At 55.6% G+C, this 15,505-nt stretch carries 18 protein-coding genes; 4 read left to right on the top strand and 14 right to left on the bottom strand.

Features of this window, described 5'->3' with window-relative positions; all coding sequences use genetic code 11:
* Nucleotides 1-7: 7 nt before the first annotated feature.
* The 6 genes from L383_RS03175 to pmbA form a co-directional block, all read right to left on the bottom strand.
* The gene (locus tag L383_RS03175; protein ID WP_008501408.1) at nucleotides 8-784 is read right to left on the bottom strand and encodes a DUF4311 domain-containing protein; all 777 of its coding nucleotides are present in this window, start codon (nucleotides 782-784) and stop codon (nucleotides 8-10) included.
* A gap of 22 nt (nucleotides 785-806) precedes the next feature.
* Complete coding sequence (locus tag L383_RS03180) at nucleotides 807-1,106, bottom strand: DUF4312 family protein (protein ID WP_008501409.1); 300 nt, start codon at nucleotides 1,104-1,106, stop codon at nucleotides 807-809.
* A gap of 2 nt (nucleotides 1,107-1,108) precedes the next feature.
* The gene (locus tag L383_RS03185; RefSeq protein ID WP_006179053.1) at nucleotides 1,109-1,471 is read right to left on the bottom strand and encodes an SFCGS family glycine-rich protein; all 363 of its coding nucleotides are present in this window, start codon (nucleotides 1,469-1,471) and stop codon (nucleotides 1,109-1,111) included.
* Nucleotides 1,472-1,481: 10 nt separating this feature from the next.
* On the bottom strand, nucleotides 1,482-1,820 hold the full coding sequence (locus L383_RS03190) for a glycine dehydrogenase (RefSeq protein WP_086527803.1): 339 nt from the start codon (nucleotides 1,818-1,820) through the stop codon (nucleotides 1,482-1,484).
* 316 nt (nucleotides 1,821-2,136) lie between these two features.
* Nucleotides 2,137-2,523, bottom strand: coding sequence for a cytochrome b562 (gene cybC, locus L383_RS03195; protein WP_023331884.1), 387 nt, complete (start codon nucleotides 2,521-2,523; stop codon nucleotides 2,137-2,139).
* A 38-nt stretch (nucleotides 2,524-2,561) separates the two neighbouring features.
* On the bottom strand, nucleotides 2,562-3,914 hold the full coding sequence (pmbA, locus tag L383_RS03200; protein ID WP_023331883.1) for a metalloprotease PmbA: 1,353 nt from the start codon (nucleotides 3,912-3,914) through the stop codon (nucleotides 2,562-2,564).
* 95 nt (nucleotides 3,915-4,009) lie between these two features.
* On the opposite strand from pmbA, the gene yjgA reads away from it, so the two are divergent.
* Nucleotides 4,010-4,561 (top strand): ribosome biogenesis factor YjgA, encoded by a 552-nt coding sequence (gene yjgA / locus L383_RS03205; RefSeq protein WP_014882279.1) that lies wholly within the window; start codon nucleotides 4,010-4,012, stop codon nucleotides 4,559-4,561.
* A gap of 102 nt (nucleotides 4,562-4,663) precedes the next feature.
* On the opposite strand, the gene mpl is transcribed toward yjgA, so the two are convergent.
* Nucleotides 4,664-6,037, bottom strand: coding sequence for a UDP-N-acetylmuramate:L-alanyl-gamma-D-glutamyl-meso-diaminopimelate ligase (gene mpl / locus L383_RS03210; protein ID WP_023331882.1), 1,374 nt, complete (start codon nucleotides 6,035-6,037; stop codon nucleotides 4,664-4,666).
* A gap of 197 nt (nucleotides 6,038-6,234) precedes the next feature.
* Here mpl and fbp point away from each other — a divergent pair, with 197 nt between their 5' ends.
* A complete protein-coding gene (fbp, locus tag L383_RS03215) occupies nucleotides 6,235-7,233 on the top strand; it encodes a class 1 fructose-bisphosphatase (protein WP_014882277.1) in 999 nt (332 codons plus the stop codon).
* Between the two features lie 150 nt (nucleotides 7,234-7,383).
* Nucleotides 7,384-7,740, top strand: coding sequence for a helix-turn-helix domain-containing protein (locus L383_RS03220; protein ID WP_023331881.1), 357 nt, complete (start codon nucleotides 7,384-7,386; stop codon nucleotides 7,738-7,740).
* Here L383_RS03220 and L383_RS03225 read toward each other — a convergent pair.
* From L383_RS03225 to ytfQ, 5 genes are all read right to left on the bottom strand, one after another.
* Nucleotides 7,712-9,283 (bottom strand): methyl-accepting chemotaxis protein, encoded by a 1,572-nt coding sequence (locus L383_RS03225; RefSeq protein WP_014882275.1) that lies wholly within the window; start codon nucleotides 9,281-9,283, stop codon nucleotides 7,712-7,714. The genes L383_RS03220 and L383_RS03225 overlap by 29 nt on opposite strands.
* A 93-nt stretch (nucleotides 9,284-9,376) precedes the next feature.
* Nucleotides 9,377-10,378 carry a galactofuranose ABC transporter, permease protein YjfF gene (gene yjfF / locus L383_RS03230; protein WP_023331880.1) on the bottom strand — a complete coding sequence of 334 codons (1,002 nt, stop codon included), beginning with the start codon at nucleotides 10,376-10,378 and terminating at the stop codon, nucleotides 9,377-9,379.
* A complete protein-coding gene (gene ytfT, locus L383_RS03235) occupies nucleotides 10,365-11,390 on the bottom strand; it encodes a galactofuranose ABC transporter, ATP-binding protein YtfT (RefSeq protein ID WP_014882273.1) in 1,026 nt (341 codons plus the stop codon). The genes yjfF and ytfT overlap by 14 nt, the downstream gene beginning before the upstream one ends.
* A gap of 10 nt (nucleotides 11,391-11,400) precedes the next feature.
* Nucleotides 11,401-12,903 (bottom strand): galactofuranose ABC transporter, ATP-binding protein YtfR, encoded by a 1,503-nt coding sequence (gene ytfR, locus L383_RS03240; RefSeq protein ID WP_023331878.1) that lies wholly within the window; start codon nucleotides 12,901-12,903, stop codon nucleotides 11,401-11,403.
* 131 nt (nucleotides 12,904-13,034) lie between these two features.
* A complete protein-coding gene (gene ytfQ / locus L383_RS03245) occupies nucleotides 13,035-13,991 on the bottom strand; it encodes a galactofuranose ABC transporter substrate-binding protein YtfQ (RefSeq protein ID WP_014882271.1) in 957 nt (318 codons plus the stop codon).
* 309 nt (nucleotides 13,992-14,300) lie between these two features.
* On the opposite strand from ytfQ, the gene ppa reads away from it, so the two are divergent.
* Nucleotides 14,301-14,831, top strand: coding sequence for an inorganic diphosphatase (ppa, locus tag L383_RS03250; RefSeq protein ID WP_008501423.1), 531 nt, complete (start codon nucleotides 14,301-14,303; stop codon nucleotides 14,829-14,831).
* A 77-nt stretch (nucleotides 14,832-14,908) separates the two neighbouring features.
* Here ppa and L383_RS03255 read toward each other — a convergent pair whose 3' ends face one another.
* Entirely contained in the window at nucleotides 14,909-15,259 is a 351-nt protein-coding gene (locus L383_RS03255; protein ID WP_023331877.1) for a type II toxin-antitoxin system ChpB family toxin, read from the bottom strand.
* Complete coding sequence (locus L383_RS03260) at nucleotides 15,253-15,504, bottom strand: AbrB/MazE/SpoVT family DNA-binding domain-containing protein (protein ID WP_023331876.1); 252 nt, start codon at nucleotides 15,502-15,504, stop codon at nucleotides 15,253-15,255. The genes L383_RS03255 and L383_RS03260 overlap by 7 nt, the downstream gene beginning before the upstream one ends.
* Nucleotide 15,505 lies beyond the last annotated feature (1 nt).

Below are 15,505 nucleotides of genomic sequence, written 5' to 3'. Positions count from 1 at the left end.
GCTCCTGTTATTTACCGCTGAGCGAGTTGTGGATCATGTCGAGCCAGTTCGGCACGGTCAGATGGAAGGATTCGATCATCTTCATGTCGAAGCCGCGGAAGAAGCCGCTCAGCACGAAGAGCAGAACGATCGCCGCCATCATCACTTTGGTGACGTGGTTCCAGCCGCTCTCTTCAACGCCTTTACCGATCAGGATCCCCAGCACCAGGCCCGGTACGGCGTTACCCATGATCAGCTGTGCCGCGCCGCCAAAGATGGTGGCCCAGAAGCCCGATTTTTTACCGGCGTCGATGGCCGCCAGCCAGAAGATCACCGGCATCACGGTGTTGACCAGCAGGTTCGCAGCGGGCACCAGCACCTTCACGGCGGTGACCTGAAGCGCAGCCGGTACGGAGGAGGCCGTCAGGTTAAGGAAAGTCACGACGATCATGCCGATCACGCCACAGGCAATCGCCATTTTGCGCGGATCGTGCAGCGTTTCGCCGACGTTACGGTTTTTGATCATCAGTGCCGCCGCGCCCCAGTTCGGGATGATGCGGTGGTCAACGTCCTGTGTGAAAGCACCCGCGGCCACGGAAGAGGCCCAGGCGTTAAAGAAGAAACCTAACCCAAAGGAGAAGTGAGAAGCGGGATCTCCTTCGCAGGAGTTCAGTTCCCCCAACGTACGAAACGCGCCCATACCCTGAGTGGTAGGCGCATGAAACATGCGTGCAGCCCCGGCCCCAACACCGACGCCTACCAGGCCGCCGATAATGAGCGATTTTATTAATATAATTAAGAACATCAGTCTGCCCTTTTATGAATAATCAGCGTTGCGTGACGAAGTCCACCCGATCGAGATTGATGGCGGTCACGTTGACGGTCACATCCAGCTCCACGCTGTAGGTGCGTCTTTCCCGGCGCAAAAAGAAGAACAGAAACGCTTCTTTACGCACCGCTTCTTGCGCCTGAACGACCTGCACATCCTGTGGCTCAATACGCAGTAAGATATGCGGTGAGGCTTTCATCACCGCGGCCTGAACGTGGTTGAGCGCGTCGGCAAAGGCGCGCGCTTTGGCGTCGCCCTTCCCCTTCACTCTCACCGTGGTTGTGAACTGTTCTTTCATGCTTATGCGCCGTGTTTCTTCTGCCACGCCTGCACCAGACGCTCGCCCAGCTCTTCTTTGTCCATAAAGCCAAAGCCCAGCACGTTGCAGCCTTCGTTGATGGCGGTGACGCCTTCATCCACCGAACGCATGCCGTATTTGGCTTTGTAGCCATACTTGGTTTGCGCGGTAATCGCGCCCGCGCCGCCGCTGCCGCAGAAGGAGATGCCGAAGGTGGCGTTTTCCGCTTTCATTACGTCGCCGAGCTTCATATCCGCTGCCATGCCCGGCACAACCACCGCGCGTCCACCTGCTTTTTCCACCCCGGCCGCCACTTTCTGACCTTTACCCAGGCGATCGCCAATCACGACTGTAATCTGTTCCATGTGTTGCTCCTTAAAGGTTGTCTTTCGCGACTTCAAAGTGAACGGAGAGCAGCCAGGCCTCTTCATCAGGAAGGTTGCCAAACTGCGCCACCACTTCACGGGCAAGCCGCATTGAATCCGGTGAAATTTCGTCAAACAGCTCTGCTTCAACCTCCGGCAGCGGCTCGCCGGTCACGGACCGGTGCGCCATGGCGCGAACGTGGGAGGTGAGCATTTGCTCCTGTACTGCGTTGGGGATGATGTTGTGCCGGGCCAGCAGGGCATAGACCTGCTGTAGCATGGTGTTCGCGAGCTGTTCTGTTTGCACCGCCTGTTCCCCAACGTCGTTCATTACCGCTCCGTTAATCACTCGTCTTACCCCGTTAATGGCTCTGGAATAAAACTAACGGTGGGGAGGAAGGGTTTGTAGCGAGTTGTTTTCCACTTCGAAGTGGAAAGGCAAGCCGCGGCAGTGATCTGTGCCACATAAATACGGTGAATGCGGTCAAATCAATGCATTTACGTGATGAATATCACTGATTCCAGCGGTCAAAGGCGGACAGAGGCAACGAAAACGTTCAGGCGTGGTAATGCAAAAATGTGATGGCGATAGGGTTTACTTATCACCACGCAAAAAAAACGGGAGCCACTGGCTCCCGTTGGGTGTTGGTCCGATGCGCGATCGGTTAACGGTATTTCTTGTGATACGTGTTGCGGGTCGTCACGAACTGCTCGGCCGCCGCCTGGGCTTCTTTGACTTTGCCTTCGTTGGCCAGCTTCAGCGCGCCGTCAATCTGGCCGACCAGCAAGTCAAAGCCGTGGCGATAGTCTTTCATCTCTGCGCTGTCAGCCGCTTTGCTTTCCAGCTTCGGCGGTGTCGCTTTTTGGGCGTCCAGCGCCGCTTCACGCATTTTGGTCAGGGCGTCTTTCATTTCCGCCGCATTGTCCGTCTTTTGCACCACCTTCAGGTTTTGCCCGAGGATGCCCATGTCTTCTTCAAGATCGGCAGCAAACGCAGAAGAGCCAAGAACCAGCGTTGAAGCCGCGACGATCGCTAACAGATGTTTACGCATTGCTCACTTCCTTTTTTATTATTAACAAAACGCTATCTTTATTGACCCGCAATTTTCATCTCGGGCAGCAGTACAGAACCACACTGTATATTGCTACGTGTTTCAATATCGTTACCGACCGTAACGATGTTGCGCCACATGTCCTTCAGGTTGCCGGCGATGGTGATTTCGCCCACCGGATACTGAATTTCACCGTTTTCGACCCAGAAGCCCGCCGCCCCGCGAGAATAGTCTCCGGTGATGCCGCTGACGCCCTGGCCCATCAGTTCAGTTACCACCAGACCGGTGCCCATCTCTTTCAGCATCTGCTCAAAGTTCAGGCCCTGCCCGGCAATACGCCAGTTATGGATGCCGCCCGCGTGGCCAGTACTTTTCAGCCCCAGCTTGCGCGCGGAGTAGTTGGTCAGCAGCCACTGGGTCAGAATGCCGTCCTTAACGATATCGCGGCGTTCCGTGCGCACCCCTTCGCTGTCGAACGGCGTAGAGGCCAACCCTTTCAGCAGATGCGGGTGTTCTTCAATGGTCAGCCATTCCGGCAGGATCTGCTTGCCCAGCGAGTCGAGCAGGAAGGTGGATTTACGGTAAACGGAGCCACCGGCGATAGCGCCCACCAGATGACCAAACAGACCGGTTGCCACTTCATTGGCAAAAATCACCGGGGCTTTCATGGTAGAGAGTTTACGCGGCGACAGGCGAGACAGCGTGCGTTCGGCACACTCTTTGCCCACCCACTCCGGCGACTGCAAATCCCCCAGCGCGCGGCCAATGGTGTAGGCGTAGTCACGCTCCATGTCACCGTTCTCTTCGGCGATGACGCAGCTGGAGAGCGAGTGACGGGTGGAGCAGTAGCCCTGCAGCATGCCGTGGCTGTTGCCGAAAACTTTGATGCCGTAGTGGCTATTGAAGCTGCCGCCTTCGGTATTGGTGATGCGCTTGTCGGCCTGCAGGGAAGCCTGCTCGGCACGCGCGGCCAGCTCGATGGCTTCATCCGGGGTGACTTCTGCCGGGTGGAAGAGATCAAGATCCGGCGCGTCAAAGGCCAGCAGCTCTTTATCAGCCACGCCGGCGTAAGGATCCGGCGAGGTGTATCGGGCGATATCCAGCGCCGCCTGCACCGTGCGGGCAATGGCATCCGGGCTGAGATCGGTAGACGACGCGCTGCCTTTGCGATTCTGGTGATACACCGTGATCCCAAGCGCGCCATCGCTATTGAATTCTACGTTCTCCACTTCGCCATAGCGGGTGCTCACGCTGATACCGGTGGTTTTGCTGACCGCCACTTCGGCGCCATCTGATTTTTCTGAAGCAAGCATCAGCGCGGTGGAGACGGCTTCTTCCAGAATCTTACGCTGCGCTTCAACTTGTGAGGTTACTTTCATCGCAAATGCCATACTGTAAGAGAGAGTTAAATGAAGTCTAACAGAGAACCGTTTTTCAGTGCGCGTCTTAACTGGTAACATTAGCCTCTTTTTTTAAGGAGCCTGACATGACTAAGCAGCCCGAAGACTGGCTCGACGACGTTCCCGGTGATGACATCGAAGACGAAGATGATGAGATCATCTGGGTCAGTAAAAGTGAAATTAAACGCGACGCCGAAGAGTTAAAACAGCTTGGCGCAGAAATGGTAGAACTGGGTAAAAACGCGCTGGACAAAATCCCGCTCGACCAGGATCTGCGTGATGCCATTGAACTGGCACAGAAAATCAAAAAAGAAGGCCGTCGTCGCCAGCTTCAGCTTATCGGGAAAATGCTGCGTCAGCGCGACGTAGATCCGATCCGCCAGGCGCTGGATAAACTGAAAAACCGCCACAACCAGCAGGTTGCGCTGTTCCATAAGCTGGAGCAGATCCGCGATCGTCTGATTGAACAGGGCGATGATGCGGTACCGGAAGTGCTGAACCTGTGGCCGAATGCCGACCGTCAGCAGCTGCGCTCTTTGATCCGCAACGCGAAGAAAGAGAAAGAAGGGAATAAACCGCCGAAGTCTGCGCGTCTGATTTTCCAGTATCTGCGCGAGCTGTCTGAGAACGAAGGGTAATCTGTGCGGTTTTGCGCCGGATGGCGGCGTAAACGCCTTATCCGGCCTACAAGGTCGTGCAAAATCCAGGCCCGGTAAGCGCTAGCGCCACCGGGCTTTTTTTTACTCTGCGGCCTCGGCCTTTTTCGCCAGACCGTCCAGCAGCTTCTGATGGATCCCACCAAACCCGCCGTTGCTCATCACCAGAATATGGTCGCCAGGCTGTGCGGCTTTGACCACCATATCCGCGAGCGCATCCACATCCGCACTCCAGTGGGCAGGCTGAATGCACGCATCGGCCACTTCCGCCACCTGCCACGGAATATGCTGCGGCTGCAGGAGGAAGACTTCATCGGCACGGCCTAACGACGGGGCCAGATCGTCTTTGCAGATGCCCATTTTCATGGTGTTCGAGCGCGGTTCCAGCACGGCCAGAATGCGCGCGGTGCCGCCGACCTTGCCACGCAACGCGGCAAGCGTCGCCAGAATAGCCGTTGGGTGGTGTGCAAAATCGTCATACACCGTCACGCCATTCGCTTCACCGCGCAGTTCCAGACGGCGGCGGGCATTGATAAACGTGCCCAGCGCATTGGCGGCATCCGCAGGCAGAACGCCGACATGACGCGCAGCTGCAATCGCCATCAGGCCGTTGTGCATGTTGTGTTCGCCCACCAGGCCCCACTTCACCTCACCCACTTTTTCGCCGTCGAGCAACACTTCCCACTCGGAGGCATCCGCGTTGAGTTTCTTCGCCTGCCAGTGACCCTGCTCGCCCACCAGCTCCTGCTCGCTCCAGCAGCCCATCGCCAGAGTCTGCTTCAGGTTAATGTCATTCTCCGGCAGGATGATACGGCCCTGCCCCGGCACGATGCGCACCAGGTGGTGGAACTGCTTCTGAATCGCTTTCAGGTCGTCAAAAATATCCGCGTGATCGAACTCAAGGTTGTTGAGGATCAGCGTGCGCGGGCAGTAATGGACAAACTTGGAGCGTTTGTCGAAGAACGCGCAGTCGTATTCATCCGCTTCAATGACAAAGAATGGGCTATCGCCCAGACGCGCAGAAACGTCGAAGTTACCCGGCACGCCGCCGATCACAAAGCCCGGCTTGTAGCCACAGGCTTCGAGGATCCAGGTCGCCATGCCGGCGGTGGTGGTTTTGCCGTGGGTACCCGCAACGGCAACCACCCAGCGGTCACTCAGGACGAAATCATGCAGCCACTGCGGGCCGGACATGAACGGAATATTGCGCTCCAGCACCGCTTCAACGCACGGATTGCCGCGGGTCATGGCGTTGCCAATAATGACCAGATCCGGCTCGGGATCCAGCTGGCTGGCATCGTAGCCCTGAATCAGAGAGATACCCTGCTTCTCCAGAAGCGTGCTCATCGGCGGATACACATTGGCGTCCGAACCTGTCACTTCATGGCCCAGCGAGCGCGCCAGCATTGCCAGCCCGCCCATGAAAGTGCCACAAATCCCCAATATATGAATGCGCATACGTCACTATCCTTCTTCAATGTGGCGCACATTTTACTCACATGTTAGCGGCTGTGAAACGCATTTCAGGTAAATCCGTATGTTGCTGGCGCGATTCACCTCTGCGCTACTATTTGAATATTTGTTAAGATTGTTGGGCTTTAGTCGTTTTAGTGAACATACAATCGCTCTACTCACAAAGATGCAGGGAAAGTGTTATGAAAACGTTAGGTGAATTTATTGTCGAAAAGCAGCACGAGTTCTCTCATGCTACGGGTGAACTCACTGCTTTGCTGTCGGCAATAAAGCTGGGCGCTAAGATCATCCATCGTGATATCAACAAGGCCGGTCTGGTCGATATCCTGGGTGCCAGCGGTGCCGAGAACGTTCAGGGCGAGGTTCAACAGAAACTCGATCTGTTCGCAAATGAAAAACTGAAAGCTGCACTGCGCGCGCGCGACATCGTTGCGGGTATCGCCTCCGAAGAAGAAGATGAAATTGTTGTTTTCGAAGGGTGTGAACACGCGAAATACGTTGTACTGATGGATCCGCTCGACGGTTCCTCCAACATCGACGTTAACGTTTCTGTCGGTACCATTTTCTCCATCTACCGCCGCGTCACGCCTGTTGGCACGCCGGTGACCGAGGAGGATTTCCTGCAGCCGGGCAGTAATCAGGTGGCTGCCGGTTACGTCGTCTATGGCTCCTCCACCATGCTGGTGTACACCACCGGGTGTGGCGTTCACGCCTTTACCTACGATCCATCGCTGGGCGTCTTCTGTCTGAGCCAGGAACGTATGCGCTTCCCGGAGAAGGGCAACACCTACTCCATCAACGAAGGCAACTACATCCGATTCCCGAACGGCGTGAAGAAGTACATCAAATTCTGTCAGGAAGAAGATAAAGCGACTCAGCGCCCGTACACCTCCCGCTATATTGGCTCGCTGGTCGCGGATTTCCACCGTAACCTGCTGAAAGGCGGTATCTACCTCTACCCAAGTACCGCCAGCCACCCTGACGGAAAGCTGCGCCTGCTGTACGAATGCAACCCAATGGCGTTCCTGGCCGAACAGGCGGGCGGCAAGGCGAGCGACGGTAAAGAGCGTATTCTGGACATCGTGCCGGAAAGCCTCCACCAGCGTCGTTCCTTCTTCGTCGGCAACAACCACATGGTTGAAGACGTTGAGCGCTTTATCCGCGAGTATCCGGACGCGTAATCTCTCACTCCCGGGGAGCCCGTCTGGCTCCCCAACACATTTATATCTTTTACCGTATAAGTGTTTATAAAAAACACGCTTTAATATTCGCCATTGCTCCTGCATTATTTCCATAACAGTTTGACAGATATTTCGTGGAGCAGCATCGCAATGAAAAATTATTCCCGGGCGAATACCGGCATTGATTTAAACCTTATTCCTGTATTTATTGAAGTCGTCCGCTGCGGCAGCATGGCAAAGGCCTCTGTGCGCCTGGAGATGTCACGTCCTGCGGTGAGCCTGGCCCTGAAGCGTTTTAATCAACTGTTTGATGAGCCATTATTTTTCCGCAAAGGTTTATACCTTGAGCCAACTGAAAAAGCCTTAGCGTTAACCCACTCACTGGAAATATTAATGGGCGATATTCACGATAATATTGCGGCCATTAATTCAGGGCGAAATAAATCCCCGGCACAGAACGTACCGGGGTTGGGAAATATTATGCCGCAGTCTGAGCCGTCAATTTAAATGATGACATGGCCTCCATCAGCTGACGCGACTGCTCTTCCAGAGAGCGGGTCGCGGCGGAGGATTGCTGCACCAGCGCCGCATTCTGCTGCGCCGTTTCGTCCATCTGATTCACCGCAATATTCACCTGCTCAATGCCGCGGCTCTGCTCCTGAGACGCGGTCGCAATCTCGCGCATCAGTTTGGTCATGCGCAGCACTTCGGTGGCAATCTCATCCATCGTTTCACCCGCCTGCTGGGCCAGCTCGCTGCCCTCGTTAACGTGGGTCTGCGAATCGCTGATAAGGGATCGGATCTCTTTCGCCGCGTCGGCGCTGCGGCTGGCAAGGTTACGCACTTCACCCGCCACGACGGCGAACCCGCGCCCCTGCTCGCCGGCGCGCGCCGCTTCCACGGAGGCGTTAAGCGCCAGAATATTGGTCTGGAAGGCAATGCCATCGATCACGCTCAGGATGTCAGCAATACGCGCTGAACTGCCGGAGATATCACGCATTTTTTCAATCACGTAGCAGACCATTTCGCTGCCGTGATCGGCGGTATCAGAAACCGATTTCGCCAGCTGGTGCGCCTGCTCGGCATTATCGGCGTTGAGTTTCACCGTGGCGGTAATCTGTTCCATACTGGCAGCGGTCTGCTCCAGCGAGGTGGCGGTGGATTCTGTACGCTCGGCAAGATCCCGGTTGCCCGCCGTCAGCTCACGGCTGCCGGTGTCGATTTGCGAGCTGGCATCGCGTACCCGCATCACCGAGTGCATCAGCGACTGACGCATCACCTCTATCGCCGCGTTAAGGCGGTTAAATTCCTGGCTCGCCGGGGCATTCAGCGTGTGGGTTAAATCGCCCGCCGCCACATTCTCCAGCTGAGCAATGGAAGCAGAGAGCGGCTTAAGCAGCATATGGCGCAGCACCAGCCAGGCAAGCACGATGATGCCAGCCGTCAGCAGCGCGGCGACAATAATCAGGATCAGCACGCGGGTTTTGCTCGCCTGTACGGCAGTGACTTCCGCCTTCCCTCGCGCTTCGCTCCATGTCTGAAACGCCTGCATATCGTTATCAAACTGTTTCGCCACGGGGATCAGCGTATTCTCCAGCAGGTCGTAATAACTGTCCGCGCTCTGGTCATTCAGGGTTTTTAGCATCGGGTTGATGCCCTGCTGGTTATACGTCGCCAGACTGGTTGCCACGTTATCCAGCAACTTTTGCCCCTGCTCGTCAGCCACACCGCCGTCGATCACGCCTTTCAGCGTTTTCTGAGCCACGGCGATTTCCTGATTGATGTTTTTGACCGATTTGGCCGCATCATCGAGCATGCCGATTTCCATCATCCGGACGGCCTGGCCCGCCTCATTGCGCGCGCGCAGAATCAGCGTATAGCCGGTATTTAGCTGCACCATCTGCTCACCCTGAAGGTGATTAATGCGCTGCAGTGAAGAAGAACTCTGTGTGAGGGCATAAATGCCAATGCCGCTGACAATCAGCAGCAGAAGGGTCATAACGGCCAGTAAAGAGAGCAAGCCGGTACGAATCGATAGCGTTTTAAGCATGATATTATTTCCGGTAGCGAGATATTTCTGGACAGAAAAAAAGGTTATCGGCCGCTACCGGAAAATGTTTAGACTTTAAGCAAATTCAGCGTGTTATCGCTCTGTTACCGAGGTGTTTACGCGAGTAACAGGCGAGCTTTGACGGTTCTCCCACAGCACCGTCAGACCGCGCTGCAGGGCAATAAATATAAACAGCAGAATGCCGATGGCGATCTTGGTCCACCAGGAACTGAGCGTGCCGTCAAAGTTGATATAGGTCTGGATCAGCCCCTGGATCGCTACGCCGAACAGCGTTCCCAGCACCGTCCCCACTCCGCCGCTGAGCAGCGTGCCGCCAATGACCACAGAGGCAATCGCGTCCAGCTCCACGCCTACGCCTGCAAGGGCATAGCCCGCCTGGGTATACACCGAGAAGACAATACCCGCCAGCGTTGCCAGGCCGGTTGAGAGCATATAGATGCGGATGGTCGTGCTGCGGGTCGAGATCCCCATCAGGTTTGCCGACGTGGCGTTCCCGCCAATGGCGTAAACCTGATTACCGAACCGGGTACGGTGGGCAAGGAAGATACCCACCACCACCACGCCCAGCATCAATAACCCCATCGCGCTCAGACGACCACCGCCGGGGATTTTCCACGCCAGGCTGGAGAGCGTGTCGTACACCGGGTGGTTAATCGGGATGGACTCTTCCGATACCAGGTAACTCACGCCGCGCAGGAAGAACATCCCGGCGAGGGTAATAATAAAAGCGGGAATTTTTAGCGCGTCGATCAGTAGCCCCATAAAGGCGCCAAACGCACAGCCCATCGCCAGCACCAGCGGAAACGCTACCAGAGGGGAGATCCCCCAGAAACCGATCGCTTTGGCGAGGAACACGCCGGTAAACGCGATCACCGAGCCAACGGAGAGATCGATCCCACCGGAGAGGATCACAAAGGTCATCCCGACGGCGATGATGCCTAAAAAGGCGTTATCGGTCAGGATGTTGCAAATCACGCGCGTTGAGGCAAAACCGGGGAACTGGGTCAGACAGTAGAGATACCCCAGCACAAACACGCCCAGCGTGATCATTAACGGTAAATTACGTTTTATCATGGCCACGGATCCCCTTAATGATGCTGACAAAGCGCGGTGACTGGACGATCAGCACGCAGAGTACGACCACCGCTTTTACCACCTGGTTGAGTTCCGGCTGAAAACCGGAGAGCAGGATCCCGGTGTTCATGCCCTGAATGATCAGTGCGCCAATGACCGAGAGCAGCAGGTTAAAGCGCCCGCCCATCAACGATCCGCCGCCAATCACCACCGCGAGGATGGCATCCAGCTCCAGCCAGAGCCCGGCATTGTTGGCATCGGCCCCGCGGATATCGGCCGCGACAATCACCCCGGCAATGGCGGCGCAAACGCCGCTCAGCACGTAGGTCAGCATCACCATCAGCCGCGTATTGACCCCGGCATTTCGTGCCGCACGAATGTTGATCCCCACCGCTTCAATAAACATGCCGAGCGCTGTTTTGCGGGTGAAAAGCCAGAACACCACTAATGTGACCAGAGCCACGATCACCGGTGTTGGAAAGAACAGGAAATTGCCGCTGCCGATCCACGCCAGACTCGGGGAGTTAAAGGTGACTATCTGTCCGGAGGTGATCAGCTGCGCCACCCCGCGCCCGGCCACCATCAAAATAAGGGTGGCGACGAAAGGCTGAATTTTTAGTACCGCCACCAGAATGCCGTTCCACAGTCCGGCCAGCACGCCGGTTCCCAATGCCGCCAGCAGTACCACCGGCAGGCTATGGCCCGCCACGGTCATGGAGGCTGCGGTAGCCCCGGCAATAGCCATCACTGCGCCGACGGAGAGGTCAATCCCGCCGGTGGCTATCACCAGCGTCATACCAATCGCCAGCAGCGCGACGGGCGCGGCACGGTTTAAAATATCGATCGGGCTGCCAAACAGGCGACCATCCTGAACAATAATCTGGAAGAAATGCGGTGCGACAAGGCTATCCACCAGTAACACCACCAGCAGCGCTGCGATTTGCGGCGTGCCGGTTGGCCAGTTAAAGCGGCGCTTTGACTCACCGGTTTGCGAAAGCGAACGGGACATCACAATTCACTCCTTATGCCGCGATGGCATTCATGATCGCCGGAACGGACAGCTTATCCAGCGGGATCTCAGCCACCTGTTTGCGATCGCGCATGATGATCACGCGATCGGCATACCCCACCAGCTCTTCCAGCTCGGACGAAATGACCAGCAGCGCCAGCCCGTCGGCACACAGCGTTTCGATAAGCCGGATAATTTCGGCGTGCGCGCCAACGTCAATGCCGCGGGTGGGTTCATCCAGGATCAGGAACTGCGGTTTGGTCAGCAGCCAGCGTGACAGCAGCACTTTCTGCTGGTTACCGCCGGAGAGAAATTCGATCGGCTGTTCCGCGCTCGGCGTACGAATACCCAGCTGGCGAATAAAGCGCTCGGCAATGGCGTTTTGCTCTTTACGCGGAATTGGACGCAGCCATCCGCGCTGCGCCTGTAGCGCCAGAATGATATTTTCCCGCACCGAGGCGGCGGCAATAATGCCGTCCGTTTTCCTGTCTTCCGGGCAGAACCCCACTCCCAGACAGGAGGCCTGATGCGGCGATCGCAGGGTTTGCGGTTTACCTTTGATCAACGCGGTACCGCTGTCCGCAGGCTTGATGCCGAAGATCACCTCGGCGGTTTCGGTCCGGCCTGACCCTAGCAGCCCCGCCAGCCCGACAATTTCGCCGGGGCGCACTTCGAGGTTAAACGGTGAGATGATCCCTTTTTTGCCGTAATCGCTGAACGCGGCCACCGGTTTTTCGCTCAGCAGCGTGCGCCCTGCGCGCTGGAGCGCATTGGTCTCCAGCTCACGGCCCAGCATCATTTTGACCAGATCAATCTGCGGCAGCTCGCGGGTTTCACGGCAGCCGACAAAGCTGCCGTTACGCAGTACGGTAATGCGATCGCTCACTTCATACACCTGATCGAGGAAGTGTGTGACGAAGATCAGGCTGACGCCCTGATCGCGCAGCTGGCGCATCAGGGTAAAGAGCATCTCGACTTCCTGGGTATCGAGGCTGGCAGTAGGTTCGTCGAGGATCAGCACCTTCGCGGAGAGATCGATCGCGCGGCAAATGGCGACGATCTGCTGCATCGCGACGGAAAACCGGTTCAGCGGCTCGCGAACGTCGAGGGAGAAGCCGTAGGATTCCATCAGTTTCGTCGCCCGCGCTTCCATCTCTTTGCGCCGCAGCAGGCCAAAACGTCTTGGTTCACGACCAATAAACAGGTTATCCGCCACCGACATATTTGGCAGCAGGTTCACTTCCTGGTAGACCGTCCCAATCCCAAGCTGTTGAGCATGGGCGGTATTTTTTGGCGAAATGGCGTTGCCTTCCAGCCAGATGGTGCCGCGATCGGCGTGATAAACGCCGGTCAGAGATTTAATCAGCGTCGATTTTCCCGCGCCGTTCTCGCCCAGCAGCGCCATAATTTCACCGCGCCGCAGGCTGAAATCAACGTTATCCAGCGCTTTTACACCCGGGAAAAATTTGCTTAAGCCCTCTGTGCGGAGGATTTCCTGGTGCTGTTCAGTGGTCATGGTTCCCCCTCACCCTGACCCTCTCCCCGGAGGGGAGAGGGGATTGTTCGTGCCAATTGTTAATATCCAGCTCCGCCCTGCCTTTCTCCCTCTCCCCTCAGGGGAGAGGGCTGGGGTGAGGGGCACGGGTCTTAGTAGCCCATGTTTTTCTTCTTCTCTAACTCTTCTTTCGCCGTATCCGGCAGGTAGAGCGTGGACTTGGTGACGGTCACCTTCTCAGGCATCGTGCCGTCTTTCTTGAATTTCTCCAGCGCATCAAATGCCGGACCCGCCATATTTGGCGTCAGTTCTACGCTGGCATTGGCTTCGCCGTCGATCATCGCTTTGTAGATATCCGGCACACCGTCGATAGAGCCGGTGAGGATATCTTTGCCCGGCTTCAGGCCCGCTTCTTTAATCGCCTGAATCGCACCAATCACCATGTCATCGTTATGGGCGTAAACCATGCAGATGTTCTTGCCGTTGTTTTCCGCTTTAATGAAGCTCTCCATGACCTCTTTACCTTTACTGCGGGTAAAGTCGCCGGACTGAGAGCGGATAATCTTGATGTTTGGCGCTTTCGCGATGGCCTCAGCAAAACCCTTCTTACGGTCGATAGCCACGCTCGCCCCCACGGTGCCCTGCAGTTCAACGACGTTACACGGCTTGCCGTCGACCTGTTTTACCAGCCAGTCGCCAATTAATTGCCCTTCAAGCACGTTGTTGGCCGTCACGGTGGTCATATAGAGAGATTTGTCTTTAACGTCGATGGAACGATCGAGCAGGAAGACCGGAATCTCAGCATCTTTGGCTTCTTTCAGAACCGGTTCCCAGCCGGTCGCCACCACTGGCGCGATAAAGATGGCATCCACGCCCTGAGCAATAAATGAGCGCACGGCTTTGATCTGGTTTTCCTGCTTTTGCTGACCATCGGCGATTTTCAGCGTGATGCCGCGTTTCTGAGCCTCGCTTTTCGCAACGTTGGTTTCTGCCGCACGCCAGCCGGATTCAGAGCCAACTTGCGAAAAACCTACGGTTAAAGGGGCGGCCATCGCCATAGACGACATGGCTGCCGAAACTGCTGTGACAAGAAGTAAGCGCTTCCACATATGAGCGTCCTCGTAGGGGTGTTTATTGTTGGTTAAAAGATGTTCTGCGAAATGACTATAGCCAATGAAATATGTAACGAATTGCGTTACATCACACTTCGGAAAAGTGAATAAAACGTTAATCACAAGTTTGTAATCGCTTTCATTTCACCATTAAAAATGCGGCTGAGTTTATGGATTTTTCTGTCATGGAATCGGTCTGAAAAGTGGTGCTGGCGGGGAGAGAATGCGAAAACAGGCGGAGACATTCAGCGTGAGTTGGCTATAATACCTGCCACTTGTTTACCATCCATTTTAAAGGACACCGACATGAGCTTACTCAACGTCCCAGCGGGTAAAGAACTGCCAGAAGACATCTACGTAGTTATCGAAATCCCGGCAAACGCAGATCCGATCAAATACGAAGTGGACAAAGAGAGCGGCGCCCTGTTCGTAGACCGTTTCATGTCTACCGCGATGTTCTATCCATGCAACTACGGTTACATCAACCACACCCTGTCTCTGGACGGTGACCCGGTTGACGTACTGGTCCCAACGCCATACCCGCTGCAGCCAGGCGCAGTCATTCGCTGCCGTCCAGTTGGCGTGCTGAAAATGACCGACGAATCCGGTGAAGATGCGAAGCTGGTTGCAGTACCGCACACCAAGCTGAGCAAAGAGTACGATCACATTAAAGATGTGAACGACCTGCCAGAACTGCTGAAAGCGCAGATCACTCACTTCTTCGAGCACTACAAAGACCTCGAAAAAGGCAAGTGGGTTAAAGTTGACGGCTGGGACAACGCAGAAGCGGCGAAAGCAGAAATCATCGCCTCTTTCGAGCGCGCGGCTAAGAAGTAATTCTTACGCTGATAATGAAGGCCCCGCGAGTCGGGGCTTTTTTGTATCTACCGTATACCTGAGTGATAAGCCCTGGCTTAACTCAGGATGGCCTGTAGCCTTAAAAGCGCATCTTCTACGGTTTCATCTGATGCCACGCCTATTCGTTTTGCCAGACGCGCGCCCAAATCCATCATTCGGATTTGGTTTACCAGAATGACGCCCAGAATATTCCCTTCTTCACAAGACAGCGGCACACTGAAACCCGCATAGCGGGCAAAATTTCCCCCCTGTGTAACAGGCGCAACCAGCGTCATTCCCAGCTGGTTGAACGCGCTAACGGATAGCACTAAAGCGGGCCTGCCTGCGCCCTTTTGTTCATGACCATTTGCAGGATCGAAGCCGACGAGAACGATATCACCTCGTTCAAAACAAGGTCGCTTCACCATACTTCGTCACCTATGGGACCTGACGTGCCCCATACGTCCTGTTCGTTAATTTCCGGGGCTGACATATCACACTGCGCCAACAACTCTTCAAGCGAGTACTGTTTACTCACCGGTGTAAGCACTAACTGATTATTTGTCACCTGAGCCTCCATACTCTGACCTGGTTTTAGGCCAAGTTCTTTCATTACTACGCCAGGAATGACCATACCGGCACTGTTTCCCCATTTCTTAATGGTTATACGCATC

The sequence above is a fragment of the Enterobacter sp. MGH 37 genome, from assembly GCF_000534515.1.
Taxonomy (GTDB): Bacteria; Pseudomonadota; Gammaproteobacteria; order Enterobacterales; family Enterobacteriaceae; genus Enterobacter; species Enterobacter kobei.
The sequence above is the reverse complement of the archived record's forward strand: the minus strand, read 5'-3'. Positions and strand labels throughout refer to the sequence as shown.